Source organism: Terriglobus sp. 2YAB30_2, from assembly GCF_052114765.1.
Classification (GTDB): domain Bacteria; phylum Acidobacteriota; class Terriglobia; order Terriglobales; family Acidobacteriaceae; genus Terriglobus.
Genome location: NZ_JBFRFJ010000016.1, coordinates 113,281 through 139,083, shown reverse-complemented (window position 1 = coordinate 139,083; position 25,803 = coordinate 113,281). Strand labels below are relative to the sequence as shown.

The following is a 25,803-nucleotide window of genomic DNA, read 5'->3' as shown; positions in this document are numbered from 1 at the left end:
GCCCACATGACCCGCTCGGCCTGGCAACAACCCTTCTATCCGATTCCACTGAGCATCGGTCAGCTCGTAGCGCAATACTCCCATGCAAAAACTGCAACAAAAAACTCTCCCGCAGCGGAAGTGAATATGTCGATACGCCCTAGTTGCTGGTTGCTAGTTCCTGGTTGCTAGTTGGAAGAACCCGACGGGAAATTGAATGATTGAATGATTGAATAAGGGGCGCGGTGATGACCGCGCCCTTTCTACTTCTTTTTCTTGATCCATTTCGCCAGGCGTTTGCGCATGATGGCGACAGCTTCTTTGCTTGAGTCCATCAGGAGGAAGTCGCGGCCGTTGCGGATGGCGGCTTCTCCTGTTGTTCCTGAGCCTGCGAAGAAGTCCAGCACCAGGTCGCCGGGATTGGAGTGCACCTTCACGATGCGCTCCAGCACGCCAAGAGGCTTTTGTGTCGGGTAGCCGGTCTTCTCCTTCCCTGTGGGCGAGACGATGGTGTGCCACCAGACATCGGTCGGCGTCTTCCCCTTTGCCGCCTTGTGTTCTCCGACCAACTTCGGAGCCATGTAGGGGATACGGTCACAAACGTCGAGATGGAAGGTAAAGTTCGCGGGATCCTTCGTGTACCAGAGGATGTTGTCGTGCTTGGCCGGCCAGCGTGACTTTGACCGGGCGCCGTAGTCGTACGCCCAGATGATCTCGTTCTGGAAGCATTCGCGGCCGAAGATACCGTCGAGCATCACCTTGGCGTAATGCACCTCACGCGGGTCCAGGTGCAGGAAAAACGATCCTGCCGGCGAAAGCACACGGTAGGCCTCTTGCAGGCGGGGCTGCAGAAAGCCGAGAAAGTCATCGAAGATATCGTGGTAACCCGCCGGACCATCCAGTTTTTCCGTGCGATACCGTTTCCCCGCAAATCCACTGCGGTCGCCATTGACCTCATCGCGGACGGTGCGGATGCGCTGCCGCTTCTGGATGCGGCCTGTATTGAACGGCGGATCGATGTAGATCAGCGGAACAGAGCCGGCAGCTAGCTTCTTGAGTCTGGAGAGGTTGTCACCGAGCAGAATTCGTCCCACAGTGACTTTGAGGCTAACCGATGCGCTGAAAAATGCAATCGCCGCTTCCACAGAAGCGTGTATCGTCGGTGGTGGATGGAAGCCCGTCGGGATCTGAAGCTTGAGCACGCCATGCTGTCGGACGTCGGCCGTGTCCGCAAAGGCAATGAGGACGCCTGCGGCGCCGATGCAAAGGCCGGGCTCTTCGTCGTCTGTGACGGCATGGGCGGAGCTGCCGCCGGTGAGATTGCCAGCCATCTTGCCGTAGAGACCTTTCTGAAAGAGTTCGGCGCGCGGAGAGCAGCAAAACGCCGCACATCTCCGGCACAACTTCTTGACGATGCCGTCGCCGCAGCCAACAAAGCCGTCATCACCAAGGCAAAGACCTCGGCAGACCTGCGCGGTATGGGCACGACCCTGGTCTCATTGCTCGTGCAGCGCGGCGAGGAGGGCCATGAGGCACCATTTGAAGTATGGACGGCGCACGCGGGCGACTCGCGATGCTACCGTTTGCGTAAAGGCGAGCTGCACCGCCTTACCCAGGATCACTCCTTGGTCGAAGAACAGCTCCGCGCCGGCCTTATCACGCCGGAGGAGGCGGAGTTCTCCCCCATCCGCAATGTCATTACACGCGCCGTCGGCTCTCAGAGCGAGATCGATACCGAGGTCCACTGCGATGATGCGCTGCCCGGTGACCTGTATCTGCTGTGCTCTGACGGCCTGACCCGCGATCTGTCGGATAGCGATCTGGCGCGGCATCTGCGGGCCGCGGGCGACGATCTGGAGCTGGTCTGCCGTTCGATGATCGGCGAGGCCAACGTGATGGGCGGCGCCGACAACATTACGTGCCTGCTTGTCCGCATCCCGCTTTGATAGACTTCGCTCAACAAGAGGAGCGTATGGCGAACGAGCTTTACTTTGAAGATTTCCACCTGGGGCAGAAGTTTCAATCGCACGGCAGCGTGAAGGTGACCGCGGCGGACATCAAAGAGTTCGGCGAGAAATACGACCCTCAGCCTTTTCACCTGGACGAAACGGCCGGAGAGAACTCGTTCTTCGGCGGCCTGGCGGCCTCGGGCTGGCTGACCGCAGCTATCGTGATGCGCATGCGTGTGGAGACTATCCGGGTTGCCGGGGGCATGATCGGCGCCGGTGTGGAAGAGATCCGCTGGACCATGCCGGTACGTCCGGGCGACTCCCTGCACACGGATACTGAGGTCGTTGGCGTGCGGCAGAGCAACAAGCGGCCGAACTTCGGCGTGGTGACCATTCAGACCCTCACCCTGAACCAGCGTGAAGAGATCGTGATGCGCAGCCGGGTCAACTTCCTGGCGCCGCTTCGCTCGGCAAAAAAGTAGCCGGGTATCAAACCAAATAACCCCCTCCGTTTGCACAGCGGAGGGGCGTATCGTTAACGTCATGCGGATGACGGTGCTGGCTTCGGGATCCAAGGGCAACAGCACCGTGGTCTCCTCCCGCTCAACCCGCATCCTGGTCGATGCCGGCCTAAGCTGCCGCGAGCTGATGAAACGCATGCGGGCGGCCGGCGAAGATCCGCAGGCACTGGACGCAATCCTGATCACTCACGAACACCAGGACCATGTAAACGGGCTCCCGGTGATGGCGCGCAAGCTAGGCATTCCTGTTTACTTTACTGAGCAGACACACCGTGCCTGGGTGCGGCAGATGTCTCCGCAGCGCCGCATGACCTATGCCCAATGGCTGGCCCAGCGCGAGCAGGAGATGGAAGTTGTCTACGGGAAGGGCCCGGACAATGCCGCTTCGACCGCAGAACCTGAAGCCGTAGAAATGCAGGCGGAGATCGAGGACGATACCGAAATCGAGAACGACACGGACGCCCCAAAAGCCGATCCGGCTCGCCTGCCGTCTGTAGGCTATTTCTCCGCCGGACAGCACTTCGCCATCGGCGATATCGGCGTTACCCCATTCACGATTCCCCACGATGCCGCCGACCCCTGCGGCTTCGTCTTTGAGGCCGATGGCTGCCGCATCGCCATTGCCACTGACCTTGGCTACATGCCCCCTAACGTCAAGCAGGCCGTCCGAAGGTGTGACGTGCTGATGCTTGAGTCCAACCATGATCCGGAGATGCTGAGGGACGGCCCTTACCCCTGGAGCGTGAAACAGAGGGTGATGTCGCGTGTCGGTCACCTCTCCAACCATGCCGCTGCGGACTTTCTCGGCAAGGACTACGACGGCGGAGCGCAGTTCGTCATTCTGGCGCATCTCTCTGAAAGCAATAACCTTCCGGAGCTGGCACAAATGGCCGCCGAGGAAGCCCTGAATGGAAAAATGAGTCTTTTGGGCAACAAAGTCCTGCTTGCACGTCAGGATCTGCCCTTGGAACCGATCTGCCTGTAAGACACTGAAACAGAGAATCTTTTTAGATCGAAAGAAAGTCAAATCTTTGTAAAATGGAATTCACATTCCCCATGAACACTATGGTTTTGTGCCAGGAAGGAGCTGCATGCGCACATCGGAATGCACCGATCAAGTAGTTGGCGATATTCTCTCCGGATGGCGGTATGACATCTCGGGCTTAACCCCGGAGATGCGGGTCGATTATGAGCGCCATCTGGCAGCATGCGACCATTGCCGCAGTCGTCAGCAACTGCACCGTACCGTCGACGTCTCTCTGATCGTTGTCAGCACGCTTTCAGTACTTGCCTTCATTATTGCGGTCGCTATCCTGCATCGTTATGCCGGTTTGTCCCAGGTCGCACTGGCCCACTTGCATCTGCGGCGTGTGGAATGGGCTTTAACCATGAAGGACGCCGCCGTAGCCGGCCTGCTGTTCTCCACGATTGCCTGGGTGCTGGTCGCCGTTGCGACTCCCGCTCCCAAGGTGTTGAACGGAATGCTGCAGGAGCGTATCTCCGACGACGGGCGGGAGCGCTACAAGCGCGCCTGACTTCGCTCTCTAAGATGTACAAGGCCCCGGCAATGTCCGGGGCCTTGTCGTTTTTCATGACACCGGCCTAAGCCAAGCCAGCATCCGATCGCGAAGTGCTACCCTGAAGGAAGCAAGACCCATTTGATGGACCCCGCCGAACAATCCCCCCATTCTGCACCGCAACCTGATGTTCTGCCGCCCGAACCCGGGCCACAGCCGCAGGCGAACCRCTCCGGCTGGCGTTTTCTCGCGGCCCCAGCGACGTACACACTATTAGGCGTCAACTGCGCTGTCTTTTTATGGATGGTGCTACATGGGGTTTCGCTGACACTGCCCTCTCCTCAGGATCTGCAACACTATGGCGCCAACATCACCGAGCTGGTTCTGGAGGGACAATGGTGGCGCCTGCTGACGGCGATGTTCGTCCACGTCGGCATTCTGCATCTGGCAACCAACATGTGGTGCCTATGGAACCTGGGGCTTCTGGGAGAACCTCTTCTGGGCCGCCGCGGCATGTTTGCGGTCTACATCCTGACTGGCGCCGCCGGAAACCTGCTGAGTATGGCCTTCAACGTCATTCTCTGCGCCTGGGACCGGAACTGGTGCCCTCTTTACTCTTCGGCAGGCGCGGGAGCCTCCGGCGCGGTCTTCGGTCTGGCCGGAATCCTGATCGTGCTGCTCTCGAACCGCAGGCTTCCTATCCCCTGGCCTGAACTCAAGAAGCTGCGTGGATCAGTAATTCAGTTCGCCATCCTGAACCTGGCTATCGGACTGGCCACACTGCTCCGCGACACCGGCATTCACATCGACAACAGCGCCCACGTCGGCGGCTTTCTGTGTGGCCTGGCAATGGGTGTTCCCCTGCTGCCGCGCATGACCGCAGGCCGTGAAAAATACCTGACCCGCCAGACTGTCACCTTCCTTGCTGCAGCACTTTGCCTGGCGTTGTTTGGGTATTGGATCGCTAATCTGCGCTAAGCCCCAGCACGCGCCTTAGCTACTCTCAGCGAAAACTGGCATGCGTATTCAGAACGCTGGTTCCTTTGTTCTTCGCCGTATCGGGGAATACAGCAATCTGGGTGTAACCCACAGCTTCACGCACCCCCACAACAGGGCGCCCACCCGCAGTAACCCATACATGTGCCGCCAGCTTTTCTTTGGGATTGACGCCGTAGTGCAGCGTCGATGCGATGCCACGCCGGCGCAGCATCTGGTGCGCCGCGATCCCGCGATGGAAGCAGACCGAACGCCAGGGCAGGCGGATTGAGGTACGCTGCACCGCCCAGCTCACGCGCTTGATTTGCCGCAGGCCCTGCTCTTCCGTGAACTCACGAGCCCGCAGCCGGGGCTGCATGCAATGGCGGTAGAGTTTGCCGGGAAGCACGTCCAGCACCAGCCACGAAAAAAAAAGCCACGCTGTCGCCTCGGCAGCGATGGGAATCTCACGCCATGATCCGAATTTACTGGTCCTACTTTTGCTGCTCAGGCTCATGACACGCGGCGAATCAGGTTCTGCTCTCGCATCTTTTCCATCAGTGCGAGCACGTCACGCTCCACCTCGGCCGCGTCGTGATGGTAGGTCTCGGCCAGCTCACGCACCATAACGCCGACCTCGGGTCCATGCTGCAGCCGCCGCCAGATTTCGCTGCCGATCGTGTCCAGGCCGTAATAGTGTCCTTTGGCAAGATTCATCAGAACGACGTTACCGTCGACCTCGGATCCAATCTGCTCGTCGCTCCAGGCATAGCGGTCCTGGAGTCTGATCGGTTCTTGTACGGCTGGCATAACTCTTTCCCCATCTTCGTAGATTGTTGTAAAACTGGAAGCGATCTCCCTGTGACCACTTCTGCAACAGATTACTTCCTCTGCGGCTGGCATGTACGCTCAGAATTTCCTCTGCCCGAACTTGCCCCCTGGCAGGATACCCAGCATCCTCCTGACATCACACTCACTCTGAGTGAGCCGGAGTTCGTTGACCCGTCTGCGCCCACGGTCTGGTCCAATTTTCACATCGAAGCGCCCGCTCTCGGCCGCGTTGAGATTCCCGCCATCTGTACGTTTTCCGTGAAGGACGGGCGTGAGATCCGGCTGCGGGTCGAACCCGGCGCAGATCCGATCGAGGTCCGGAACTTCCTGTATGGCACAGGTCTCGGCATAATCTGTCATCAGCGGAGCATCTTCCCTCTGCACGGCTCCTGCCTGAGCCTGGGAGGCCGCGCGGTCATCTTCTCCGGCCACTCCGGAGCTGGCAAGTCGACCCTTGCCGCGGCCCTCACCCAACGGGGACACGCCATGCTCTCGGACGATGTCTGCGCTTTGGAGCCGACAACCGAGGGGTGGTCGGTGCGTCCAGCCTTTCCTCGCGTCAAATTGCTGCCGCAGTCGCTGGAGATCCTGCCCGACCTGAAACAGTCCGGCGTCCATGCGGCGCTGCAGGGCAAGTACCACTTCCGCTTTGAGAACGTATCCGCCTTCTCGCGGAAGACCACTCCCCTGGCTGCTATCTACTTTCTGGAGCGTGCCAAAGCCGGCGAACCTACCGCCCTTCTCCGGAAAACCGGGATGGAAGCCTTGCGGCTGGTCCAACAACAGGTCTTCCGCCGCCGGGCAGGAGAGCTGCTTGGCCGCCGGGCAGCTCTCTTCGCCGCCTCAGGGGCCATTGTCTCGAACGTTCCGGTCTACGTGCTCCGCCGCGCTTTCGATCTTCGGCGGCTGCAGGAAACCATCGATCGGCTGGAAGAGGCACACGAAGCTGTCCCGGCCCAGAACGGCTTTATACCGGTATAAAGCTATCGCTATCGCACCTGGAATTCCGGGGAACCGAGAACGAGAGCCGTCAGCATATTCAGCGTGTCGGGCGGACTCATCGGTTGTTGCGGTTGAGTGGGTTGGGTTTGAGCGATTTGTGCCTGGCGCTGATCGAGTTGAGATCCGGTCTGCGCCTGTGGCGCCGGCTGAGCAACCTGCTGATGGATCAGGGCGTTCGTCTTCTCCGAGACCGGACCTCCCACCAATGTCTTTTCCAGCACATCCAGAGCGACGTCCATACCGGTTATTGGCGAAGGCGTCCGTCCGTGCACAGACGAGACCGAATCGATGATCTTCACCGTCCGGACCTCGCCGTTACTCACGGGGGTGCTGACCGGCTTCAGTGCTCCGGAGACCGAAGGCTGCGACATCAGGCCGACGGCAAGCAGACGGGACGAGTCGAACTTCTGCCCGCCGTACTTGCTCTGCGTCAACTGCATGGCAAAGTTCAGCCGGTCAATTAAAGCGGTGGTATTCATCCAGTGATCGGCGGTGATGTAGTAGCCGGTCGGCTCCAGCTTGCCGTAAAAAGGCATTCCCATCTGGCGCAGGGTCTGCACCATCTGACCGGGATTGCCGGGGTCGGTTGCCGTGGCGCGGAAGGCTGAGGCGAGAAACTCCTGCGGCGTCTTCACCTTGTTGCGGAAGTAACGGCGCGTACTGAATTCAGGCGAGTGCACCAACGTGAGCAGCACCTGCTTGATATCTCCGTCGGTCTTCAGGAAGGTTGCCTCCATGCGATCGACCAGTGCGGGAGGCGGGTCGTCCGCGACAAAGCGCTGCGCCAGCTTCCAACTGATGAAGTGCGCCGTCTGCGGCATGGAGGCAAGCTTTGTCAGGGCGATGATTCCCTGTTGCTGGCCGTTCTGCGGCTCGTCAGGAACCGTCTGTCCGAACCACTGCTTCTCACCGGCTTCATGCTTCTTCGGATCGAAGACGAACTTGCCACCGAGGTTCTGGTTATCGACGCTCCAGCCTGTCAGGATACCGGCAAGCTGGGTCACATCGGCCTGCGAGTAGCCGCCGTTGACGCCGACGGTGTGCAGCTCCATCACCTCGCGGGCGTAGTTCTCATTCAGGCCGCGGCCGTTGCGCTTGCCATCTTTGCGTTTGCCGCCATTGGCCTCGCTGTTTGGTCCGATGGAGGTGAAGTTGTCGAGGTAGACCATCATTGCCGGAGACTTGGCGGTCGCCATCAGCAGATCGCGGAATTTGCCCAGGGCGTAGGGTCGGATGGCGTCCCGCTCATAGGCGGGCGTATACCACTGGTCGGAGTCTTTCGGACCGTAGACGTTGAAGTGATTGAACCAGAAGTCCGTCATCACCTCCTGCACCTGACGCTCGCTCAATACCATGCGCAGCATCTTCGCCTCGCTCAGCTCCTGCAGGGCACGGTAGCTGGAACCTGAGGGCGCGGCCATGGCATAGAAGTATTCCCGCTCGCGCGGAGTAAACTCGCCGATCAGAAGGTCGCGCTGTTCTCCGGCAACGTACTGCGCAAAGGCCGCGCGGTCGGCCACAGGCCGGGAAAGCAGGTTCGCCATCCGGTCCTTGCGGCCAATCCCGAAGAGTTCCCCGGCGATACGGGCAGCAGTGGCCTGATCAGCCTTTTTCTGCTCCTCCTGCTGCTCCGGCGTGGGCATGTGGCTGGTGCCGTCCGCATCGACTTTTTTGTCGTCCAGCGACTTCTGCCAGCGCCAAAGGCCGACCTCGTAGACTGCGGCCAGCTGCGGATCCGACGGTTTAGGCATCTTGCCTTCGGCGACCTGCTGCACCACGAACTGCGCCGGGAAGGTCTGCACCACCTGATCCGGCGTCATGCGCAGAACGGGATAGTCGCTCAGCCGCCGAGCAACCGCGTCATCCTTGATGCTGTTGGAATCGAGCTGCTGGGCAAACCACTTGTCGACGCCCATGGAGAGGACCTGCTCCACCTCGCCCGGCCGCGCTCCAAAGGTGAACCGGTTGAGAATCTGCTGCGCTCGCTCACGCTCGGTGAGGGGCTGCAAGGGCATAGCCTTCTCGGCTTTGGGAGCTTTCGAGTTCGGTATCTGTGCGGAACGCACCATCTGTGCCGGAAGCAGGATGGCAGGCAAAAGAACTACGGCAAAACAAACAAACGCTCGGCGCATGGGGGACGTACCTCCGCGTGCCTGTTTAGAACCGTAGCCGGCAGAGAAAGTTGCGAAGGGCGTGTCTTATACAGTTTGCACGGCGCGGGGAGCCGCCGGCGTCTTGCTTCGCTTCCATAGCATCCACGCGAGACGGCCCAGAAGCAGCACAAGCAGAACGGCCGTATCCCTCCACGGCGTAAGCACGCCCTTCTTCACCAGCCACCAGTAGTGGATGACTGCAAGTGCTCCGGCAACATAGACCCAGCGATGCAAACGCTGCCAGGGCTTGCCGCCCATCCTGCGCAGCACCCATTGGGGGCTGGTAAGCGCCAGCAACAGCAGAATGAACCAGCACAGAAGGCCCACCTGGACGAACTTACGCTTCATCGCGTCTTCCCGGATGGTAGGCCAAACGGCGACGAAGTTCGTCCACAACACGCTCAGATGCCCAGACTTCACTCCCTCCCAGGCTCCGTTCACGTCATAGCCCGAGAAGAGGAAGAGATAGGTGCCAAGGTGCAATGTTCCGTAGAAGAAAGCAAAGAGGCCGAGCATGCGGCGGAAGCGGATCAGCCATGCCAGCTTCGGCGACAGGCGGCGGACGGGTGTGACCGCCAGCGAGATGAGCAGAAACCACATCGTCCAGTCGCCGGTGATGTGGGTAAGCGTATTGACCGGATCGGCGCCGAGAGCATCCGGCTGCGTTCCGCTGGCTGCCAGCCAGAAATGCCACGCGACCCGCACAAACGGGAGCAGGCTGAGCGGAAAGATAATCCACTTCAAAAGCGCAATCGAACGGTTGTTCAAATCCCCACGCCCGCCTTTCCCCTGGAGCACTTTCCCTGTAGGTATAGAGTAGGGCTTCCGCATCCATGGGCGTTTTCCGCAATGAAAACGCCGCTGCACTCTTTTTCCGGAATACCCAGCAACAGGGAAAATGCTCTACTTCTGGTTATTGGACGCTCGTCGCAGCGCATCGAGCGAGATGGTGGAGGTAAGGACCGCGCGTTCCTTCTTTTGCTCGATTTTGGCGTTTGCCAGCGCTTCCAGGAGCACCGTGTCTTCAGCCGACCGGGCCTGGTTCAATTCAAAACCACGAAAGAGCGTCAGCAGCATGTTCATATTACCCGCATCGCGGGATGCTGCCTGTTCGTTCGCTGCAATCTCCTCCACACGCAGGCGCAGCGAACCGACAAAACGCGCCGAGGCGACGAAGGTCGCGTCCTGTGGCAGAGGAAGCTGTACGCCGCCCATGCTCATATTGCCGCTTTCGGTCAAAGGCAGGCCGATCTGACCGATTCCCCAGGCAAACGAGAGCAGTGGAATAGAACTGTAATGTTCGCCCAGTAACGAGGAGCCGGAGAAGGGCGAGGCCGAGGCACGGTAGCGATCGAGGATGGAGTGGATCTGCTCAACCGTTGGCATATTGGAGGCAGCCACCATGTCGTAGCCGAGGGTGGTGACCCGCAACTTGCGGTTCTCAACCGGCACGGTGAAGATCTCATGGCCGGCATAGTTCTCCGTCGAACTGGCGATCGAACGCAGATAGTCGCTCAATCGCTTGCCGTCGAAACGGCCTTCAAAGACCTCCGAGTAGGCCACCGGACCGTTGGGACCGGAGGGATCATCCATGCGGTGCAGCGAGAAGGCCACGGCATCGAGGTCGCGCTCGAAGAGAAAACCGGTCGCATCGACGAACTTCTGATAGTCCGGCGTGCGTGTAATGGCCTTCTGGTCCAGCTTCGTGACCAGGCGAATGGGCTTCAGGTTGAGGTAAAGAATACCGTCGGACTCCGGCAACAACCGCGCCACCTCAGGCGGAGCGCTCTTGCGCAGAAGAATGGCGACCACCAGCGCTCCAAGCAGCGCCAGGGCGATCAGCAGCGAGTACCGCGTGCGTTTTCGCATGCGTATTGATTGTGCGGGTTTCCTGAATGCTGAGCAAGTTGAATGGTTGAATTGTTGAATGGTTGAATGGTTTTACTCGGCCACTTCGGCCCACCATTCAACTATTCAACCAACCAACGATTCAACTCATTTGCCAATGGCAAATGTATAGATCTTCCCCGCATTCGCCATGCCCCGTTGATTCACATTGCCCGGGGGCAGAACACCGTACTCGCCGGGCTCAAGGTCCGGGACCTCATAGGCGTACATGTTCTTTCCGATCTTGCGCGGCTGGAAAGAGACGGAGTCGCGCTCGGCACCGGTCTCGGAGTGAAAGACATTACCGGTTTCAGTGCGGAACTCGCGATTGTCAGCGTGTTGGCGGAAGCGCAGCAGCAGGTATTCTTCCGGCTGCGTGCCGCCCGGGGTGTAGATCAGGATCTGGTCTCCGGCGCGCATGTTGAGCTTTGCGCTCGGCCCCTTGACGTGGCCGTTCATGTCTTTCTTGATGATGCCGTTGGTGAGGGTCGACTTCAGGGCTCCGCCCTGGCGGAAGTTCACCAGCTCAATGGGCATCGGCTGCCAGTCCTGCGTCTCGCGCAGTTTGTAATAGACACCGATATCGTCCACCTGTGACGAAGCGGGAGGCAGGTCGATCGGCTTCTCGGTGTGAGTTATCATGCCGGAGTTTTTGGCAAGCATGGCGGAGATCACCGTCTGGGAGACGCCGCCTTCTTTCAGGGCGATGAGATCGTCGGGGCCGGTAGCGTAGCTTCCAGGCTGGGTCCGCACCGTCTGCGCAATGATGTCTTCATCCAGACCTGCCTTGACCATGCGCATGATGGCATCGTTGGTCAGCGTCTTCTGTTCTTTCGGTGCGCCGACGTTGGAGGATGCGGGCCCCTCCTGTTGTGTGCCGGTAACGTCCTGCGCCGGGCTCCCGGAGAGCGGAAGGATCAGCAGCGTACCAAGGGCTAGAGAACGAAACATAGGGATGCACCTCAGGAACTACTCTGTGGGACGAGAGACTGCAGGAAAAGATAACCCCTCACAAATGAACTTACCGCTTGGTGATGGCTCCGGGTAGGGTCAATCCATGACAATCCAAGACAGGCTATGAAATTCGATCTGGAAGCCGCACATCGGCATTGCACAAAACATCGTGGTGAAGTTGAGCACAGTGAGGTATGTGGCTGCTTCTATTGCCTTTCAATATTCCCACCCTCAGAGATCATGGAGTGGGTGGACGATGGGCAAACGGCGATCTGCCCCCACTGCCCTGTTGATTCGGTACTCGGATCGGCTTCCGGATATCCCATTACGCTGGAATTTCTGGAAATGATGCAGCAAAGGGTATTTTAGCTTCGGTTTGCGTCGCCCTCGGTTTTACGCACAGCCGTCTGTGTGCTAGATTTGATTCTGCGCTGCTCTTGAAAACAGCAGCGCAGATTGCTGTTTGGGCTGGCGTAGCTCAGCTGGTAGAGCATCTGATTTGTAATCAGACGGTCGGGGGTTCAAATCCCTTCGCCAGCTCCAATTTAGCTCCCCTGGCAGCGCAGGTTTTGGTAGTAACGCCCCTCCCGGCTGCACTTCCTGCCATCTCAACGGTTGTTCTGGGTTGTGATGCAGGGTTGCGTGCGGTAGGGGTGACAATGTGCACAGGTGGCCGAGTGGTTAATGGCAGCAGACTGTAAATCTGCCGCGCAACGCGCTACGGAGGTTCGAATCCTCCCCTGTGCACCACTAAGTTTGTGAGGCGGAGCCGATGGATTTGGGCGCGGGCGGTTCCGGTCGAATGACCATCGCGCTGGTGGTGCTTCTTGGGTTGGCGGCAGCAGCCTGGGAGACAATGGAGCCGGGGAAGTTCCGCTCCCTCACCATGATTCTGCTGGGATTTTTTGCTGTACGCGTCCTGCTAGGCCGCATGAAGTATCGGCAGGATGAGAAGAAGCTGATGTAGCTCAGTGGTAGAGCACTCCCTTGGTAAGGGAGAGGTCATGGGTTCAAGCCCCATCATCAGCTCCAGATTTCTGTAAGGCGGGCGGGAGTAACTCAGTGGTAGAGTCACAGCCTTCCAAGCTGTTGGTCGCGGGTTCGATTCCCGTCTCCCGCTCCAGATGCTTCGGTGTTGTTGAGGAGATTGGATGTACGAGCAGGCAGTGATTCCTGTGCAAGACCAGCAGACGTTTAACGCGGTCAAAGCCGCAATCGAGCTTTCATTTTCCTCCGCAAAAGTACAGGACTTTCTGAAGTCGCTGGATCGCAGCAAACTGCGCGTCCGCGAGTTCGAGCAGGTTCTTACTGCCGGCAAGCTTGGCACTGCTGCTTCCAACAGCTACGCCAAGCTCAGCGACGGCGACAAAGGCATGATCCGTGAGTTCTACCTCTCCACCCTGGAGAAGGTCGCTCCCGAGCTGCGGGCGAAATATCTGAAGGTGTACGCCTATTACTGAGGCATCCGTCGTTAATTGAAGAGGGGTTGACATGCTGAATAGAAAGCAATACGCAGCATTAATTGAGAAGCGGCTTCGCGAAGAGCTTCCGCGCCTGCGGGAGGATTTCCCCTCCTACGTCGTGCAAAGCACCTATATCGACAACCTCTTGCCTGAAGAGGAAGCCCGTGAAATCAATGCGGCATTCCCCGACAAGAGCACGATGATGCTTAAGAAGAGCCTCCGGGAAAACAAGTACGTAGCGGCGCAGATGGATAAATACGCTCCGATCCTGGAAGAGATTATTTTTGCTTTTCAAGAGCCAAATATCGTCGAGGTGGTCGCCGAAATTACCGGAATTCAGGAGATGGTTCCTGATACTCACCTCTATGCAGGCGGTATCAGCCTCATGGCGCAGGATAACTTTCTGAATCCGCATCTGGACAACTCTCACGACAAGGATCGTGAGCGCTATCGTGTAATCAATCTTCTGTATTACGTGACCCCCAATTGGAGTCATGAAAATGGCGGAAATCTCGAGCTCTGGGATGACGGTCCCAAGGGGGAGCCTCGTGAGATCACAAGCCACTTCAATCGTCTTGCATTGATGGCGACCCATGAAAAGTCCTGGCACTCGGTGAGCAAGGTGAACGTAGATCGTTCGCGCTGCTGTGTGTCTAACTATTATTTCTCCAAATTTGACCGGTCGAAGCCGCACGTAAACGTGGGAACGATTGGACATATCGATCACGGTAAGACGACGCTGACGGCAGCGATCACGAAGGTCCTGTCGAAGCACAATCCGAAGAACGCGTTCCGTTCGTTTGACACGATTGATAACGCACCTGAGGAGCGTGAGCGTGGYATTACGATCTCGACGTCACACGTGGAGTATGAGACGGCGAACCGTCACTATGCGCACGTGGACTGCCCCGGCCACGCCGACTACATCAAGAACATGATCACGGGCGCAGCGCAGATGGACGGCGCGATCCTGGTAGTGGCAGCGACCGATGGTCCGATGCCGCAGACCAAGGAGCACGTTCTGCTGGCTCGCCAGGTAGGCGTACCGTACATCGTGGTGTTCCTGAACAAGTGCGATGCGGTTGAGGATCCTGAGCTGATCGACCTGGTGGAGATGGAAGTGCGTGAGCTTCTGTCGAAGTACGAGTTCCCGGGCGATGACGTTCCTGTGATCCGTGGTTCGGCTCTGGGCGCGCTGAATGGCGAAGCTCAGTGGGAAGCCAAGATCGACGAGCTGATGCAGGCCGTGGACGATAATGTTCCTCAGCCTGACCGTCTGGTCGACCTGTCGTTCCTGATGCCGATCGAAGACATCTTCTCGATCTCTGGCCGTGGAACYGTGGTGACGGGCCGTATCGAGCGTGGCAAGGTGAAGGTCGGCGAGGAAGTGGAGATCGTTGGTTTCCGCGATACYCGCAAGACCGTAGTCACCGGCGTAGAGATGTTCAAGAAGCAGCTGGATGAGGGTCTGGCGGGCGACAACGCCGGTCTTCTGCTGCGCGGTGTCGCGAAGGAAGACGTGGAGCGCGGCATGGTTCTGGCCAAGACGGCTTCGATCACCCCGCACACGATATTCAGATGCCTGGCGACAACGTCAGCCTGGAAGTAACGCTGCACACGCCGGTAGCCATGGAGAAGGGCCTCCGCTTCGCGATCCGTGAGGGTGGCCGCACCGTCGGTGCAGGCGCCATCGCCGAGATCGTCAAGTAGTCCTGCGCGGACGGCGGGAGACGCGCTTCGCGCGTAGATGCCGGAACGCGATGATCAACAAAAGCGGCGAGCTTCGGCTCGCCGCTTTTGTTTTTGCTTCGAGAGACTTAGCGGCACAAGAAACTTCCACAGAAGATTGCGTTTTCGACCAGCAATCTCGGCTTCCGCCCTTCCCCTGACAACGGGTTTCGTGGATAATAGTCCAAGGCGATGCGTGGCCTGACCGCTTCGCTTCCAGGAACAAAACTCAGGATTTTGGTAGCAGGGGCCATACGCCCTGCGTCGCGGCGTGTCGGGAGGGCGGTAAAACGTCCAGTGAATGACATAGCTGCTTGCCAGTCGAAGTGGCTGGCCAAGTGAAGGAGAGCAATTATGCGCGAGATCGTCACCCTGCAGTGCCCGGAGTGCAAGAACCGGAACTACTCGACCACCAAGAACAAGAAGACGACCACCGGCCGTCTGGAATTCTCGAAGTTCTGCAAGTTCTGCCGGAAGCATACCGCGCATAAGGAAACCAAGTAAGGGACTTCCCCGTCCAGAGAGACAGGCGGAAGCCGGTCTGGCGGGTAAGTCATCACAGGGGCGTAAGCTCAACGGTTAAACTGTCGGTCTCCAAAACCGAACTTGGGGGTTCGAATCCCTCCGCCCCTGCCAAAGATTCGAGAAGGTACATTTATGGCCAAGGCGGTCGCAGTGGCAGAAGAGCAGAACCAGGGAATGCAGGTTTGGAAGTCCCAGCCGGCAAAGCTGAGCGGCTTTCTCAAGGATGTGCGCAACGAGTTGAAGAAGGTGGTCTCGCCCTCGCCGACCGAGGTCCGTTCGACCACGATCGTCGTGATCGTAACCGTGTTTGTCTTTGCCTTCTACTTCTGGATTGTGGACAACGTCATTGGCAGGGCTATTGAAGTAGTCCTGGATAAGCTGACCTCGCACTAATATTTCCTCGCACTCTGAAGAAGGCATCCATGTCAGAAGAACTGAACCCGGCAGGCAGCAGCAACGACGGTGGTGAGCAGGTTCCCCCCGCTGAGCTCGCGCCTCCGACGAATGAAAATTTCAAGTGGTACATCATCCACGCCTACTCCGGCTTTGAGCGCAAGGTGCGCGAGTCCATTGAGAGCCGTGTGCAGGCCTTCGGTCTGCAGAACAAGATCGGCCGCGTGATGATTCCTACGGAGCCGGTTACTGAGCTCCGCAACGGTAAGAAGTACACCATCGAGCGCGTCTTCCTGCCCGGCTATGTGCTGGTGGAGATGGATCTCGACAACGACCTGTGGCACATCATCAAGAACACCCCTCGGGTTACGGGCTTTCTGGGCACCGGTGACAAGCCGGTGGCGCTGAGCGAAGAAGAAGTCAGCTCGATTCTCTTCCGCGCCGATGTCTCCAAGGAGAAGCCCAAGCTCAAGGTCAAGTTCGACAAGGGCGAGCAGGTACGCATCACCGAAGGGCCGTTTGCGAACTTCAATGGCACGGTGGATGACGTCAACGAGGACAAGCAGACGCTCAAAGTCATGGTTTCGATCTTCGGCCGCTCAACACCGGTCGAGATCGAGTTCTCCAAGGTCGACAAGATCGTCTAGTACGAAGGGTTTTGCCTGGTGTCTTCTACCACCGGGCCGCGCTGGCGGCGGGGGCTTCACCCGCGGCAGTCAGCATGGAAGTGAAATCTACGTCTGCGCCCTGCGCAGACACGAAGGACAAGCAACATGGCACCGAAAAAGGTTCAAGGATACGTCAAGCTGCAGGTTGAGGCCGGTAAGGCCAACCCGGCGCCGCCGATCGGCCCCGCCCTCGGTCAGGCGCAGGTCAACATCATGGAGTTCTGCAAGCAGTTCAACGCCCGCACGCAGAATAAAGAACTCGCCGGAATGACTATTCCGGTCGTGATCACGGTTTACGCTGACCGTTCGTTCACTTTCGAGACCAAGACGCCCCCCGCCGCCAATCTTCTGAAGAAGGCTGCCGGTATTCAGAAGGGCGCCGGCGCGCCGAACAAGGACAAGGTCGGTAAGGTAACCGAGGCCCAGGTTCGGGAGATCGCTATCCAGAAGATGCCTGACCTGAACGCCGCTTCCGTAGAAACCGCGATCAAGTCGATCAAGGGTACGGCCCGCTCGATGGGTATCGAAGTCGTCGGCTAAGAGCATTTTCCCTGTAGGTGCAATGTAGGGCTTCCGCATCTATGAGCGTTTTCCGCAATGAAAACGCCGCTGCGCGCCCCTCACGGGTTATCCAGCAACAGGGAAAACACTTCAAAAGATTTCTTGCACTCTCGCAAGCACGGAGCGCCTCAGGCGCTCCGTTTTTCTTTGTCCGGCAAATGCGATAGAGCATTTTCCTGTAGGTGTAATGTAGAGCTTCTACATTCATGGGCGTTTTCCGTAATGAAAACGCCGCTGCATACCCTTCCGGGATACCCAGCAACAGGAAAATGCTCTAGGCTTGGCGGCATGTCCCGCAGATCGGTTGTCGTCACCGGAGCCTCCAGCGGCATTGGCCTCGCTACGGTAAAGCTCCTCACCAGGCATGGATTCCACGTCTTCGGCACCGTCCGCCGGCAGGAAGATTTCCACATGCTGCCGTCAGAGTGCACTCCCCTGCTGATGGATGTCACGGATGAGGCCTCTATCCAGCCAGCCGTGGAGGAGGTCCGCTCCGCGCTTGGAGGAGAGACGCTGGCTGGGCTGGTCAACAACGCCGGCATCGCCGTACATGGTCCCCTAACCTATCTGCCGATCGACGACTTCCGGCGTCAGCTCGAGGTGAATCTGGTGGCCCCGGTTCGCCTCAGCCAGGTCTTTGCTCCCCTGCTGGGTGCTGACCGCAGCCGTACCGGGCCGCCCGGACGTATTGTGAACGTCAGCTCCGTCTCCGGGAAGCTGGCTTCGCCCTTCCTGGGCGCCTATGCTGCGTCCAAGTTTGGGCTGGAGGCTGTTTCAGAATCGATGCGGCGCGAGCTGTTACTGCATGGCATCGACGTGATTGTAGTGGCTCCGGGTGCCGTCGCGACACCCATCTGGGACAAAGCAGAGGCCATTGGTATCGAACGGTTTCGTCAGACCGAATACGCCACGGCGCTGAAGCGTTTTGCACAGATTTTCCTCACTCAGGGCAGGCAGGGATTCCCCCCTGAACGTGTGGGCAAGGTGATCCTGGCAGCGCTCACAACCTCAAGGCCGAAAGCCAGGTACGCGGTGGTGCCTCATAGATTTCGGGGCTGGATACTCCCAAGGATCGTGCCCGCTCGCATGGCGGACCGCTACATCGGCAAGCTGCTCGGCCTCACTAGAACTTGCGGGAAGGACCGCTGAGCGGCCTTCCCCGTTTTTGAGCACTTAGGACGGAGCCCTACCCTACCGGGTCTGGAGCTCCGCGAAGGGCACAGTTCCCTCAAAGACCGTGGAATGGGTCAGCTCCCGGAAACGCTCCGCCTCCTGATGACGGGCGTCTTCCGCTGTCTTGACGCGCATCTCGGCATCCACGCCGAGGACCAGGCGCATGGGCACCTCCTCGCTGTTGGCCAACTTCACGATCAGGGCCGCGATCTTCTTCGGGTCACCTTCCTGATGGCCTTCATATTTGTCCCGCAGGGCAATGAGCTGCCCGACCGAGGGCTCGTAGTCCGGCAACAGATCCGGCAGGCCTGCGCCGGCGCGACGAAGCCAGTTGGTGCGGATGCCACCCGGCTCCAGCGTGCAGATCTTTACGCCAAAGGGTGCAACCTCAAGTGCAACAGAGTCACTGAAGCCACCTACCGCCCACTTGGCGGCGTGATAGGGCGCATTCCCAGGCATAGCGATGCGGCCACCGATCGAGGAGACCTGGAAGATCAATCCGCTGCGCTGCTTACGCATCTGCGGCACAGCCGCGCGCGTGGTGTAGACCACACCGTACAAGCAGGTGTCGACAATAGCTTTGAAGTCCTCTGAGGAGATCTGCTCGAAAGGAGCAAACAGGCCGTAGCCGGCATTGTTGACCAGAACGTCCAGACGGCCGAAGGTCTCCACGGCTGTCTGGACCGCTGCCTTTGCGGCCTCTTCGTCGCGGACCTCCAGTGTTACCGGCTTGATGCGCTCACCGTACTGAGCCACCAGCGGTGCAAGCTCCTCGATGCGCCGTGCACCGGCGACCACTGAATCTCCAGCTGCAAGAGCAGCCTCCACGATATCCCGTCCGAGACCATTGCCGCTTCCCGTTACCAACCAGACCTTGCTCATTTTGAGAATTCCTCCTGCAAGATCAGATTCCATAATGAGTGAGTAGTTGCTCATTTATTTAAATATTCAATTTCAATGCGACTCGTGACTTGTTTGTCGCCTCTCCAACATCAAACCTAACCTCAGCGGCTGAAGCCGCTCTTCTTTTTGGCTGGCGTGCGGGACGGCTGAAGCCGTCCCCTTAAGCAAGGCATTCGCGCTACGCGCGAATCTGGTGAACAACCGCAGCAACCGAATTGGATGGCGACGTTGCTACTGCAGAGCACGCCAGAAAAGATCAAATGCCTTCTCTTTCAAACTTTCGCGCTGGCGTGGTTTTTTGGCGATGTACTCCATCGCGGCGTCCTGCATGGCGCCCATCATCGAGCTGGCGAAGCCTTTGGGCAACCCCTTCGCGGCGATACGCTCTTCCACTCCGGCGAGGGCGCTGTCTACCTCTCCGCGCATGGCGGCGCTCTTCGCCCTGGTCTCTTCCGTAAGTACTTCGGAGAGGTTGAGGCGCATGGAGACGGATCGCTTTTCCGGATAGGCGATTGCCCAGTCCAGGCTTACGGACCAGACGTGCCAGGCACGGTCCCTGAGCGAACCTTTTATGGGGAAGCCTTTGTGGATGACGCCGTAGATCTCCACTTTTAGTTCAAGATAGAGTTCGTTGAGGAGCTGTTCCTTGGTGGCGAAGTAGGTAAACAGGGTTCCTTCGGCCACTCCGGCGTGCTTTGCAATCCGGGCGGTAGAGACGGAGAGTCCCGCGGCGGCAATCTCATGAATCGCCGCCTGCAGCAGGGCGGAGCGTTTTTCTGAACTGAGGGGCCGCGCCATCTCTACCGAGTATTAGAGCATTTTCCCTGTTGCTGGGTATCCCGGAAGAGAAGTGCGGCGGCGTTTTCATCACGGAAAACGCCCATGGATGCGGAAGCCCTACTCTACTCCTACAGGGAAAATACTCTACAAGAAAGTCTGCAATATGTTTTGAGTTGCTTCGTTCTACAGGATGAGCGAAGCGCATGACGCACGAGATGAGCCTCGACGAGCAGAACCGGTTCCTTACCGAGACGATGGAGCGCGATAAGCCGCGCCTGCGCAGCTTTATTCGCCGACGGGTGAAGGATGCCGACCAGGCCGAGGACATTCTGCAGGAGGTCTTCTACGAGCTGGTGGAGACCTACCGGATGATGAAGCCGGTGGAAACGGCTACCGGGTGGATGTTCACCGTCGCCCGCAACCGGATCACGGACATGTTCCGGAAGAAGACTCCTGAGTCATTGCAGCAGCCGGTGATGGACGACAGCGCGCTAACGCTTGAAGATCTGCTGCCATCGCGCGATGCAGGCCCGGAGGCAGCGTATGCGCGGGAGGTCTTGATGGATCTGATCGAAGAGGCTCTGGATGAGCTACCGGAGGCGCAGCGCGAGGTGTTTATCGCGCATGAGGTCGACGGGCTCAGTTTCAAAGAAATATCCGCCGCAACCGGTGTGGGTGTAAGCACGCTGCTCTCGCGCAAACGATATGCCGTGCTGCATCTGCGGGAGCGGCTGGAAGAGATGAAAGACGTATTTGAAAGCAGGTAGGCGATGAGAAAGCCATTCAAAATTGTGAAGGTGTTGCTGATCGCGGCGGTGGCCGCAACGGTCGTTGGATTTGCGGTCATGTTGCTGTGGAATGCACTGATGCCGGCGATCTTCGCCCTGCCCCGCATCACGTACTGGCAGGCACTGGGGCTCTTTGTTCTTGGCAAGCTGCTCTTCGGCGGCTTCCACGGCCGCAGGCATCATGACGGCTACCGCTGGGGACGCCATATGCGCGAGCGCTGGGAACAGATGTCTCCGGAAGAGCGCGAGAAATTACGTGAAGGCCTGCGCGGCAGCCGCTGTTGGCCAGGACATCCCGGATACCGCCGGGGGCCGGGGGGACGCGGCGATGAGATTCCAGAAAAAGAGGAGGCGAAGCATGGATGAACAGACACTGAACGCCGACTTACTGATGCCGCGGCTGGCAGAGCTGGAAGCAGAGAACGAAAGGTTACGGAAGATGCTGGCGGAGTTGTTGATGACAAATCAGGTGTTGCGGCAAGGGCGGGGATCTACAGAGCGTGAGACGAAGTCGTTATTGAGGGCGTAAGCCACAGGTCGGATGCCCCATATATGCGCAGCATATGTGGGAGGAGCGAGCGAAGCTCGATACATGTTTTGATTTGCCATTTCGTAGCGCAGCGGAGAAATCTGCTGGTCCGAAAACCTATAGCGGGCCTTTCAACGGCCGAGAACTATGCCATATCGGCTCACAAACATTGACCTCAGCGGCTGAAGCCGCATCCTTTCGGGCGCGTTTCTACGGCATGGCTGAAGCCATGCCCTTAAGCAAGACATCGCGCGATGCGCGAATACCCATGTCCCCGAGGGACATGGGGCACCCAGTGCACGGGTAATTCCGGCGGCGTGCAAGCTAAGCAGCAGTTCCCTTCAAGCCCAGTTCTTCTGCGCGCGCCTGCAATGCTGTCAGGCAATTGCCGATGTGATCGTCGAGAGGAATGGCCAGCAGCTCGGCGCCGAGTGTCATATCCTCACGTTTTACGGCGCGGGCGAAGGCTTTGTCTTTCATCTTCTTCTTTACGCCTGCCACCTCGACTTCAAAGATCGACTTGCTGGGCTTCACCAGCGCACACGCCGTTAGAAAACCTGCGAGCTCGTCACAGGCGAAGAGCGCGCGCTCCAGGTGGGTCTCTCGCGGAACGCCGCTGTAGTCTGCGTGCGACAAAATGGCGCGGCGGATCTCTTCAGGCCAGCCCTGTTCTGCCAGCACTTTCTCACCGACGAAGGGATGTTCTTCGAGCGATGGATGCCGGTCGTAGTCGAAGTCGTGAAGCAGGCCGGCAATGGCATATTTCTCAGTGAACTCCGCGGCCTCGTCTCCGCTTAAGCCCAGCCGTTCCGCCTCGCGGGAGCCGTAGAACTCTGTGCAGGCCTCCACGGCAAGTGCATGCTTGATCAGGCTGGCAGACTCGGTCCACTCCTTCAATACTTCCCATGCGCGATCTCGGGTATATGGGTTCATGTGAGACATGGTAAAGAATTTTGCCTCCCATCTAAAAAGATGGTCCGTCGTGACGGCGGGAGCCTTCACTCAGGATGACAACGGAGGAAAACTGCCTGTTTTTCCTCAGGTGCTTACTCTCATTGTAGAAACAAGTTACTCTCTTGGTTCTTTTTCGGGTTTTCTCCCTGTTTTAGCTAATAATCACCGGGATTCCCCTTGACTAAGCAGTAACCGGGTGTCAATCTAGGCACATCCACGCCGTCCAGGCATTGACGGGTGGGCGGGTCCCTTGCTCTGGCGACTTCGCGACAAATTGAATATGGCAACCATGATGGCTCCCGTCGAACAGCGGGAAGTTCTTCGTTGCGATCACTGCAGTCTGGTCCAGTTCCGGACTGTAAATGCGCTGTGCCGCCGCTGCCACAAGCCGCTTGAGGCTGATGAGCCAGAGGTAGCAGCAGCTCCCCTAGCAATCGTTCCGCCGCAGCCGGCCCAGGAAGGCTCGCTGCAGGTAGCGACCGCTGTGCGTGATCTGCGCCGCGTCCGCAACCTGTCGCAGCGCCAGCTGGCCACGCGCATGAACGTACCGCGTACCTACATCTCAAAGATTGAGAATGGCAAGGCGATGCCGACACTTGGCTCGCTGCAGCGGCTCGCTACCGCGCTGCAGGTCGATATCTCGGCGCTGCTGCGCGACTCGCGCTCGCGACGCACCGATGAGGCTGCCGTGCTGATGGCTGACCCGTTCCTGGCGGAGATCGCCGGCTACGTCAATCAGCTGGACAGCCTGCAGCGCTCCATCTTCATGAATCACGTCCGTGAGCTTGCAAGCGGACGCCGGAGGATGGCGTAAGTAAAGCAGTACCTGCTTTCTCTCTCCAAGATCCCGCGGAGGATGTTCAGGCATCCTTCGCGGACCCGCTCTGCTGCGACACGCCAGTCCCTCAGGACTGCAGCCCTTCAGGACCTGGAAGCAAGATCGACCGCGAGGCGGGAGACGAGATACTCCTGCAGTACGCTTTCGAAGCTTGAGAGCCACGCCGGATGCGCCGGCCATGCGGGAGCTGTCACCAGCCTTCCATCCACAACTGCCTCGGTCATCCCAATCGGCTGATACGATCCGCCGGCCAGCTTTACCTCTGGAGCGCATGCCGGATACGCACTGATCTTTTTCCCCTGCAGCACGCCCGCAGCGGCAAGAATCTGCGGACCATGACAGACAGCCGCCACCGGTTTGCCCACCTCGAAGAAGTGGCGCACGGCTTTCAGTACGTCTTCATCCGTCCGTAGATACTCAGGCGACCGGCCACCTGGGATCACCAGGCCGTCATACAGCGCAGCGTCCACCTCGGCGAAGGTAGCGTTCAACATGAAGTTGTGGCCGCGCTTCTCGCTGTAGGTCTGGTCACCTTCGAAGTCGTGAATCGCCGTGCGGACAAACTCGCCCTTACTCTTCTTTGGGCAAACGGCATCGACAGTGTGTCCCAGCACCCGCAGGGTCTGGAACGGCACCATGACCTCGTAGTCCTCAACGTAGTCGCCAACCAGCATGAGCAGCTTCGCGTGCGCCATGACTTCTCCTAAGCATTTCTCCTGTTGCAGGGTATCCCGGAAAGACCGTGCAGCGGCGTTTTCATTGAGGAAAACGCCCATAGATGCAACGCCCTGCACTACACCTAGAGGAGAAATGCTCCTAGAGCCTTTCTCCTGTTACTAGGTATCCCGGAAAGACCGTGCAGCGGCGTTTTCATTGAGGAAAACGCCCATAGATGCAAACGCCCTGCACTACACCTAGAGGAGAAATGCTCCTATCGTTTTGCCGTGAGCTCCGGAGCATTGAGGTCGAGCTTCTCTTCGACCTGCTGCTCATTCCATCCCGGCAGGTTCTGCGAGCCGACAATCAGCCGTGCACCATCCTTGAAGAAGAGATAGGTGTACGCCCATTGGCGGAAGACCGAAAGCCGGCTGCGGAAGTTAATGAGGAAGCTGATGTGGATCACCAGCCAGACCATCCAGGCGAGAAAGCCGGAGAGGTGCGCCTTGAAGGGCCAGATCACCTTGGCCACCGCCGCCTTGCGGCCGATGGTCGCCATATCGCCCTTGTCGAAGTAGTGGAAGGGGATGCGTTTCTCACCATTGAGATCGTTGTGGATGAGTTTTGCGGCATGCGCCCCCATCTGCATGGCCGGCTGCGCGGTGCCGGGAATCTGGCGGCCGTCTTGCTCCACATGCGCCAGGTCGCCGCAGATGAAGATCTCGGGATGGTCCTTCGGATTGAGGAACTGGTCCACCAGGACGCAACCGCGCCGGTCGATTTCTACGCCTAGCAGTCTTCCGAGAGGAGAGGCCTGCACGCCGGCGGCCCATAGCGTCACGACGGTATCGATCCGCCTTGCGTCCGGTCCGCTGCCCAACACCACATATCCCGGCTGAACATCGGTGACGTGCTGCCCGGTCAATACCTGCACTCCGAGATTGTTGAGCTGCCGAACGGCGCTCTCGCGCAGGTCTTCCGGATACGCCGCCAGAATGCTGGGGGAGCCCTCCAGGATCAGAACCTTCGCCTGCGATGGATCGATATGCCGGAAATCACGCCGCATGTATAACTTAGCGATATCGGAGATGGCTCCGGCAAGTTCTACCCCGGTCGGTCCGCCGCCGATGATGGCGAAGGTCAGCTCCGGGTGCGTGCCTTTTTCAAGCATCTCGCGCTCGGCGAGCTCGAAGGCCAGCAACACGCGCCGGCGGATCTCCACGGCGTCTTCGATCGTCTTGAGACCGGGAGCCAACTTGGACCACTCATCCCGCCCGAAGTAGGAATGCGTCGATCCGGTGGCGACGATCAGATAGTCATAGGTAAGTTGTGCACCCGACCGCAGATCAACCCGTCTGCGGTTAACGTCAAAGCTGATGGCTTCGTCCATCAGCACCTCGACATTCGGGTGGTGCCGGAACACCGCACGGATAGGCTGTGCAATATCGGAAGGATTCAGCACGGCCAGAGCCACCTGATAGAGCAGCGGCTGAAAGGTATGGTGATTACGGCGATCGACGATCGTGATATCGACCGCCTCTTTTGCCAGCTTCTGTGACGCAACCAGACCGGCAAAGCCTGCTCCCAGAATGACTACCCGCTTCCGTTCGGCCATCTTTACCCCCTGGAGCATTTTCCCTGTGGGTGTAGTGTAGGACTTCGCATTCTATGGGCGCTTTCCGCAGTGAAAACGCCGTCGCGCGCCCTTGCGGAATATCAGCAACATGGAAAACGCTCTAAACAATACGATGCAACAGGTTGCGCTACCGGCTCACCCAAATCCCAGCCGGCCCGAGATCAAAAGTAGGGGCCGGTAAAACCCCTAAATTTCGGGATAGAAGTCGAAGAACGCGTCCAGGCTCTGCTTCAACTGGGCCTCAATCTGTTCCCGGGAGCCTTCCAGCAGATGCATGGTCACCCGGGCCGCGTTGCCGTTCTTCAGCTCGATGGGGGCATCGCCGATCGAGGAGATCTCATCGGCGGGCAGAAGTCGCATTCCATAGACAAGTACAAGATTCGCCATAGGTCTATTGTCGCTCTGAAAACCGGGCCACGGCGGAGGGTGGGGTGGGTTT

At 58.7% G+C, this 25,803-nt stretch carries 30 protein-coding genes, 5 tRNA genes and 2 pseudogenes; 24 read left to right on the top strand and 13 right to left on the bottom strand.

Annotated elements, in window-relative coordinates; genetic code table 11:
- Positions 1-242 precede the first annotated feature (242 nt).
- Positions 243-1,181, bottom strand: coding sequence for a DNA-methyltransferase (locus AB4Y89_RS20315; RefSeq protein WP_442302762.1), 939 nt, complete (start codon positions 1,179-1,181; stop codon positions 243-245).
- On the opposite strand from AB4Y89_RS20315, the gene AB4Y89_RS20310 reads away from it, so the two are divergent.
- From AB4Y89_RS20310 to AB4Y89_RS20290, 5 genes are all read left to right on the top strand, one after another.
- Positions 1,149-1,925: a PP2C family protein-serine/threonine phosphatase gene (locus AB4Y89_RS20310; protein WP_442302761.1), complete on the top strand. Its 777-nt coding sequence runs from the start codon at positions 1,149-1,151 to the stop codon at positions 1,923-1,925. The two genes, AB4Y89_RS20315 and AB4Y89_RS20310, sit on opposite strands and share 33 nt — an antisense overlap.
- Positions 1,926-1,951: 26 nt before the next feature.
- Positions 1,952-2,410 (top strand): MaoC family dehydratase, encoded by a 459-nt coding sequence (locus AB4Y89_RS20305; protein ID WP_442302760.1) that lies wholly within the window; start codon positions 1,952-1,954, stop codon positions 2,408-2,410.
- A 61-nt stretch (positions 2,411-2,471) separates the two neighbouring features.
- Entirely contained in the window at positions 2,472-3,434 is a 963-nt protein-coding gene (locus tag AB4Y89_RS20300) for an MBL fold metallo-hydrolase (RefSeq protein ID WP_442302759.1), read from the top strand.
- A gap of 106 nt (positions 3,435-3,540) precedes the next feature.
- Positions 3,541-3,984: a hypothetical protein gene (locus AB4Y89_RS20295; RefSeq protein ID WP_147649418.1), complete on the top strand. Its 444-nt coding sequence runs from the start codon at positions 3,541-3,543 to the stop codon at positions 3,982-3,984.
- Between the two features lie 126 nt (positions 3,985-4,110).
- Positions 4,111-4,944 (top strand): rhomboid family intramembrane serine protease, encoded by an 834-nt coding sequence (locus AB4Y89_RS20290; RefSeq protein ID WP_442302758.1) that lies wholly within the window; start codon positions 4,111-4,113, stop codon positions 4,942-4,944.
- 25 nt (positions 4,945-4,969) lie between these two features.
- Here AB4Y89_RS20290 and AB4Y89_RS20285 read toward each other — a convergent pair whose 3' ends face one another.
- Positions 4,970-5,458: a lasso peptide biosynthesis B2 protein gene (locus AB4Y89_RS20285; RefSeq protein ID WP_442302757.1), complete on the bottom strand. Its 489-nt coding sequence runs from the start codon at positions 5,456-5,458 to the stop codon at positions 4,970-4,972.
- Positions 5,455-5,751: a PqqD family protein gene (locus AB4Y89_RS20280; protein WP_442302756.1), complete on the bottom strand. Its 297-nt coding sequence runs from the start codon at positions 5,749-5,751 to the stop codon at positions 5,455-5,457. The genes AB4Y89_RS20285 and AB4Y89_RS20280 overlap by 4 nt, the downstream gene beginning before the upstream one ends.
- 51 nt (positions 5,752-5,802) lie before the next feature.
- Here AB4Y89_RS20280 and AB4Y89_RS20275 point away from each other — a divergent pair, with 51 nt between their 5' ends.
- The gene (locus AB4Y89_RS20275) at positions 5,803-6,753 is read left to right on the top strand and encodes an HPr kinase/phosphorylase (RefSeq protein ID WP_442302755.1); all 951 of its coding nucleotides are present in this window, start codon (positions 5,803-5,805) and stop codon (positions 6,751-6,753) included.
- Between the two features lie 8 nt (positions 6,754-6,761).
- Here AB4Y89_RS20275 and AB4Y89_RS20270 read toward each other — a convergent pair whose 3' ends face one another.
- The 4 genes from AB4Y89_RS20270 to AB4Y89_RS20255 all read right to left on the bottom strand — a co-directional run bounded on the left by AB4Y89_RS20270 (position 6,762) and on the right by AB4Y89_RS20255 (position 11,765).
- Positions 6,762-8,906 (bottom strand): DUF1800 domain-containing protein, encoded by a 2,145-nt coding sequence (locus AB4Y89_RS20270; protein WP_442302754.1) that lies wholly within the window; start codon positions 8,904-8,906, stop codon positions 6,762-6,764.
- A 66-nt stretch (positions 8,907-8,972) separates the two neighbouring features.
- Complete coding sequence (locus AB4Y89_RS20265; protein WP_442302753.1) at positions 8,973-9,695, bottom strand: sulfite oxidase heme-binding subunit YedZ; 723 nt, start codon at positions 9,693-9,695, stop codon at positions 8,973-8,975.
- Between the two features lie 135 nt (positions 9,696-9,830).
- Positions 9,831-10,796 (bottom strand): hypothetical protein, encoded by a 966-nt coding sequence (locus AB4Y89_RS20260; RefSeq protein WP_442302752.1) that lies wholly within the window; start codon positions 10,794-10,796, stop codon positions 9,831-9,833.
- 126 nt (positions 10,797-10,922) lie between these two features.
- On the bottom strand, positions 10,923-11,765 hold the full coding sequence (locus tag AB4Y89_RS20255) for a hypothetical protein (protein ID WP_442302751.1): 843 nt from the start codon (positions 11,763-11,765) through the stop codon (positions 10,923-10,925).
- A 470-nt stretch (positions 11,766-12,235) separates the two neighbouring features.
- Here AB4Y89_RS20255 and AB4Y89_RS20250 point away from each other — a divergent pair.
- The 14 genes and pseudogenes from AB4Y89_RS20250 (at position 12,236) to AB4Y89_RS20185 (ending at position 18,255) form a co-directional block, all read left to right on the top strand.
- Positions 12,236-12,311 (top strand) — tRNA-Thr (locus AB4Y89_RS20250).
- Between the two features lie 120 nt (positions 12,312-12,431).
- Positions 12,432-12,518: transfer RNA gene (locus AB4Y89_RS20245), tRNA-Tyr, on the top strand.
- A gap of 22 nt (positions 12,519-12,540) precedes the next feature.
- On the top strand, positions 12,541-12,735 hold the full coding sequence (locus AB4Y89_RS20240; RefSeq protein WP_442302750.1) for a hypothetical protein: 195 nt from the start codon (positions 12,541-12,543) through the stop codon (positions 12,733-12,735).
- Positions 12,726-12,800, top strand: a tRNA-Thr gene (locus AB4Y89_RS20235). The genes AB4Y89_RS20240 and AB4Y89_RS20235 overlap by 10 nt, the downstream gene beginning before the upstream one ends.
- Before the next feature lie 16 nt (positions 12,801-12,816).
- A tRNA-Gly gene (locus AB4Y89_RS20230) sits at positions 12,817-12,891 on the top strand.
- 28 nt (positions 12,892-12,919) lie between these two features.
- Positions 12,920-13,228 (top strand): hypothetical protein, encoded by a 309-nt coding sequence (locus AB4Y89_RS20225; protein ID WP_442302749.1) that lies wholly within the window; start codon positions 12,920-12,922, stop codon positions 13,226-13,228.
- A gap of 31 nt (positions 13,229-13,259) precedes the next feature.
- A pseudogene (locus tag AB4Y89_RS20220) lies at positions 13,260-13,883 on the top strand (2OG-Fe(II) oxygenase); the annotation flags it as partial.
- A pseudogene (tuf, locus tag AB4Y89_RS20215) lies at positions 13,881-14,941 on the top strand (elongation factor Tu). The pseudogenes AB4Y89_RS20220 and tuf, both read left to right, overlap by 3 nt.
- 372 nt (positions 14,942-15,313) lie before the next feature.
- Positions 15,314-15,463: a 50S ribosomal protein L33 gene (gene rpmG, locus AB4Y89_RS20210; protein WP_147649427.1), complete on the top strand. Its 150-nt coding sequence runs from the start codon at positions 15,314-15,316 to the stop codon at positions 15,461-15,463.
- Between the two features lie 56 nt (positions 15,464-15,519).
- A tRNA-Trp gene (locus tag AB4Y89_RS20205) sits at positions 15,520-15,595 on the top strand.
- Positions 15,596-15,616: 21 nt separating this feature from the next.
- Positions 15,617-15,877 (top strand): preprotein translocase subunit SecE, encoded by a 261-nt coding sequence (secE, locus tag AB4Y89_RS20200; protein WP_442302748.1) that lies wholly within the window; start codon positions 15,617-15,619, stop codon positions 15,875-15,877.
- Between the two features lie 29 nt (positions 15,878-15,906).
- Positions 15,907-16,524 (top strand): transcription termination/antitermination protein NusG, encoded by a 618-nt coding sequence (nusG, locus tag AB4Y89_RS20195; RefSeq protein ID WP_442302747.1) that lies wholly within the window; start codon positions 15,907-15,909, stop codon positions 16,522-16,524.
- Between the two features lie 126 nt (positions 16,525-16,650).
- On the top strand, positions 16,651-17,085 hold the full coding sequence (rplK, locus tag AB4Y89_RS20190; RefSeq protein ID WP_147649430.1) for a 50S ribosomal protein L11: 435 nt from the start codon (positions 16,651-16,653) through the stop codon (positions 17,083-17,085).
- A gap of 309 nt (positions 17,086-17,394) precedes the next feature.
- A complete protein-coding gene (locus AB4Y89_RS20185) occupies positions 17,395-18,255 on the top strand; it encodes an SDR family oxidoreductase (protein ID WP_442302746.1) in 861 nt (286 codons plus the stop codon).
- A 42-nt stretch (positions 18,256-18,297) separates the two neighbouring features.
- Here AB4Y89_RS20185 and AB4Y89_RS20180 read toward each other — a convergent pair whose 3' ends face one another.
- The gene (locus tag AB4Y89_RS20180; protein WP_442302745.1) at positions 18,298-19,161 is read right to left on the bottom strand and encodes an SDR family NAD(P)-dependent oxidoreductase; all 864 of its coding nucleotides are present in this window, start codon (positions 19,159-19,161) and stop codon (positions 18,298-18,300) included.
- Between the two features lie 252 nt (positions 19,162-19,413).
- Positions 19,414-19,980, bottom strand: a complete 567-nt coding sequence (locus AB4Y89_RS20175) for a TetR/AcrR family transcriptional regulator (RefSeq protein WP_442302744.1) — start codon at positions 19,978-19,980, stop codon at positions 19,414-19,416.
- 185 nt (positions 19,981-20,165) lie between these two features.
- On the opposite strand from AB4Y89_RS20175, the gene AB4Y89_RS20170 reads away from it, so the two are divergent.
- Genes AB4Y89_RS20170 through AB4Y89_RS20160 form a run of 3 tightly spaced genes read left to right on the top strand, consistent with a single transcriptional unit; the run spans position 20,166 to position 21,279 of the window.
- Positions 20,166-20,729 (top strand): RNA polymerase sigma factor, encoded by a 564-nt coding sequence (locus tag AB4Y89_RS20170; RefSeq protein WP_442302743.1) that lies wholly within the window; start codon positions 20,166-20,168, stop codon positions 20,727-20,729.
- Between the two features lie 3 nt (positions 20,730-20,732).
- The gene (locus AB4Y89_RS20165; protein WP_442302742.1) at positions 20,733-21,116 is read left to right on the top strand and encodes a hypothetical protein; all 384 of its coding nucleotides are present in this window, start codon (positions 20,733-20,735) and stop codon (positions 21,114-21,116) included.
- A complete protein-coding gene (locus AB4Y89_RS20160) occupies positions 21,109-21,279 on the top strand; it encodes a hypothetical protein (protein WP_442302741.1) in 171 nt (56 codons plus the stop codon). Before AB4Y89_RS20165 ends, AB4Y89_RS20160 begins: the two co-directional genes overlap by 8 nt.
- A 324-nt stretch (positions 21,280-21,603) precedes the next feature.
- Here the strand turns inward: AB4Y89_RS20160 and AB4Y89_RS20155 are convergent, their stop codons facing one another.
- Positions 21,604-22,221, bottom strand: coding sequence for an HD domain-containing protein (locus AB4Y89_RS20155; RefSeq protein ID WP_442302740.1), 618 nt, complete (start codon positions 22,219-22,221; stop codon positions 21,604-21,606).
- Between the two features lie 292 nt (positions 22,222-22,513).
- On the opposite strand from AB4Y89_RS20155, the gene AB4Y89_RS20150 reads away from it, so the two are divergent.
- A complete protein-coding gene (locus tag AB4Y89_RS20150) occupies positions 22,514-23,047 on the top strand; it encodes a helix-turn-helix domain-containing protein (RefSeq protein ID WP_442302739.1) in 534 nt (177 codons plus the stop codon).
- Positions 23,048-23,154: 107 nt separating this feature from the next.
- Here the strand turns inward: AB4Y89_RS20150 and AB4Y89_RS20145 are convergent, their stop codons facing one another.
- The 3 genes from AB4Y89_RS20145 to AB4Y89_RS20135 form a co-directional block, all read right to left on the bottom strand.
- Positions 23,155-23,766, bottom strand: coding sequence for a DJ-1/PfpI family protein (locus AB4Y89_RS20145; RefSeq protein ID WP_442302738.1), 612 nt, complete (start codon positions 23,764-23,766; stop codon positions 23,155-23,157).
- Positions 23,767-24,002: 236 nt separating this feature from the next.
- Positions 24,003-25,343, bottom strand: coding sequence for an NAD(P)/FAD-dependent oxidoreductase (locus AB4Y89_RS20140; protein ID WP_442302737.1), 1,341 nt, complete (start codon positions 25,341-25,343; stop codon positions 24,003-24,005).
- A 207-nt stretch (positions 25,344-25,550) separates the two neighbouring features.
- Complete coding sequence (locus tag AB4Y89_RS20135) at positions 25,551-25,751, bottom strand: allantoinase (RefSeq protein WP_442302736.1); 201 nt, start codon at positions 25,749-25,751, stop codon at positions 25,551-25,553.
- Between the last annotated feature and the right edge of the window lie 52 nt (positions 25,752-25,803).

What these genes read in the sequence shown, in the direction of transcription:
- AB4Y89_RS20310 (WP_442302761.1), top strand. Translation starts at nt 1,149, where the DNA reads ATGGAAGCCCGTCGGGATCTGAAGCTTGAGCACGCCATGCTGTCGGAC.
- AB4Y89_RS20305 (WP_442302760.1), top strand. Translation starts at nt 1,952, where the DNA reads ATGGCGAACGAGCTTTACTTTGAAGATTTCCACCTGGGGCAGAAGTTT.
- AB4Y89_RS20300 (WP_442302759.1), top strand. Translation starts at nt 2,472, where the DNA reads ATGCGGATGACGGTGCTGGCTTCGGGATCCAAGGGCAACAGCACCGTG.
- AB4Y89_RS20295 (WP_147649418.1), top strand. Translation starts at nt 3,541, where the DNA reads ATGCGCACATCGGAATGCACCGATCAAGTAGTTGGCGATATTCTCTCC.
- AB4Y89_RS20285 (WP_442302757.1), bottom strand. Translation starts at nt 5,458, where the DNA reads ATGAGCCTGAGCAGCAAAAGTAGGACCAGTAAATTCGGATCATGGCGT.
- AB4Y89_RS20280 (WP_442302756.1), bottom strand. Translation starts at nt 5,751, where the DNA reads ATGCCAGCCGTACAAGAACCGATCAGACTCCAGGACCGCTATGCCTGG.
- AB4Y89_RS20270 (WP_442302754.1), bottom strand. Translation starts at nt 8,906, where the DNA reads ATGCGCCGAGCGTTTGTTTGTTTTGCCGTAGTTCTTTTGCCTGCCATC.
- AB4Y89_RS20260 (WP_442302752.1), bottom strand. Translation starts at nt 10,796, where the DNA reads ATGCGAAAACGCACGCGGTACTCGCTGCTGATCGCCCTGGCGCTGCTT.
- AB4Y89_RS20255 (WP_442302751.1), bottom strand. Translation starts at nt 11,765, where the DNA reads ATGTTTCGTTCTCTAGCCCTTGGTACGCTGCTGATCCTTCCGCTCTCC.
- AB4Y89_RS20240 (WP_442302750.1), top strand. Translation starts at nt 12,541, where the DNA reads ATGGATTTGGGCGCGGGCGGTTCCGGTCGAATGACCATCGCGCTGGTG.
- AB4Y89_RS20225 (WP_442302749.1), top strand. Translation starts at nt 12,920, where the DNA reads ATGTACGAGCAGGCAGTGATTCCTGTGCAAGACCAGCAGACGTTTAAC.
- rpmG (WP_147649427.1), top strand. Translation starts at nt 15,314, where the DNA reads ATGCGCGAGATCGTCACCCTGCAGTGCCCGGAGTGCAAGAACCGGAAC.
- secE (WP_442302748.1), top strand. Translation starts at nt 15,617, where the DNA reads ATGGCCAAGGCGGTCGCAGTGGCAGAAGAGCAGAACCAGGGAATGCAG.
- nusG (WP_442302747.1), top strand. Translation starts at nt 15,907, where the DNA reads ATGTCAGAAGAACTGAACCCGGCAGGCAGCAGCAACGACGGTGGTGAG.
- rplK (WP_147649430.1), top strand. Translation starts at nt 16,651, where the DNA reads ATGGCACCGAAAAAGGTTCAAGGATACGTCAAGCTGCAGGTTGAGGCC.
- AB4Y89_RS20185 (WP_442302746.1), top strand. Translation starts at nt 17,395, where the DNA reads ATGTCCCGCAGATCGGTTGTCGTCACCGGAGCCTCCAGCGGCATTGGC.
- AB4Y89_RS20180 (WP_442302745.1), bottom strand. Translation starts at nt 19,161, where the DNA reads ATGAGCAAGGTCTGGTTGGTAACGGGAAGCGGCAATGGTCTCGGACGG.
- AB4Y89_RS20175 (WP_442302744.1), bottom strand. Translation starts at nt 19,980, where the DNA reads ATGGCGCGGCCCCTCAGTTCAGAAAAACGCTCCGCCCTGCTGCAGGCG.
- AB4Y89_RS20170 (WP_442302743.1), top strand. Translation starts at nt 20,166, where the DNA reads ATGACGCACGAGATGAGCCTCGACGAGCAGAACCGGTTCCTTACCGAG.
- AB4Y89_RS20165 (WP_442302742.1), top strand. Translation starts at nt 20,733, where the DNA reads ATGAGAAAGCCATTCAAAATTGTGAAGGTGTTGCTGATCGCGGCGGTG.
- AB4Y89_RS20160 (WP_442302741.1), top strand. Translation starts at nt 21,109, where the DNA reads ATGGATGAACAGACACTGAACGCCGACTTACTGATGCCGCGGCTGGCA.
- AB4Y89_RS20155 (WP_442302740.1), bottom strand. Translation starts at nt 22,221, where the DNA reads ATGTCTCACATGAACCCATATACCCGAGATCGCGCATGGGAAGTATTG.
- AB4Y89_RS20150 (WP_442302739.1), top strand. Translation starts at nt 22,514, where the DNA reads ATGGCAACCATGATGGCTCCCGTCGAACAGCGGGAAGTTCTTCGTTGC.
- AB4Y89_RS20145 (WP_442302738.1), bottom strand. Translation starts at nt 23,766, where the DNA reads ATGGCGCACGCGAAGCTGCTCATGCTGGTTGGCGACTACGTTGAGGAC.
- AB4Y89_RS20140 (WP_442302737.1), bottom strand. Translation starts at nt 25,343, where the DNA reads ATGGCCGAACGGAAGCGGGTAGTCATTCTGGGAGCAGGCTTTGCCGGT.
- AB4Y89_RS20135 (WP_442302736.1), bottom strand. Translation starts at nt 25,751, where the DNA reads ATGGCGAATCTTGTACTTGTCTATGGAATGCGACTTCTGCCCGCCGAT.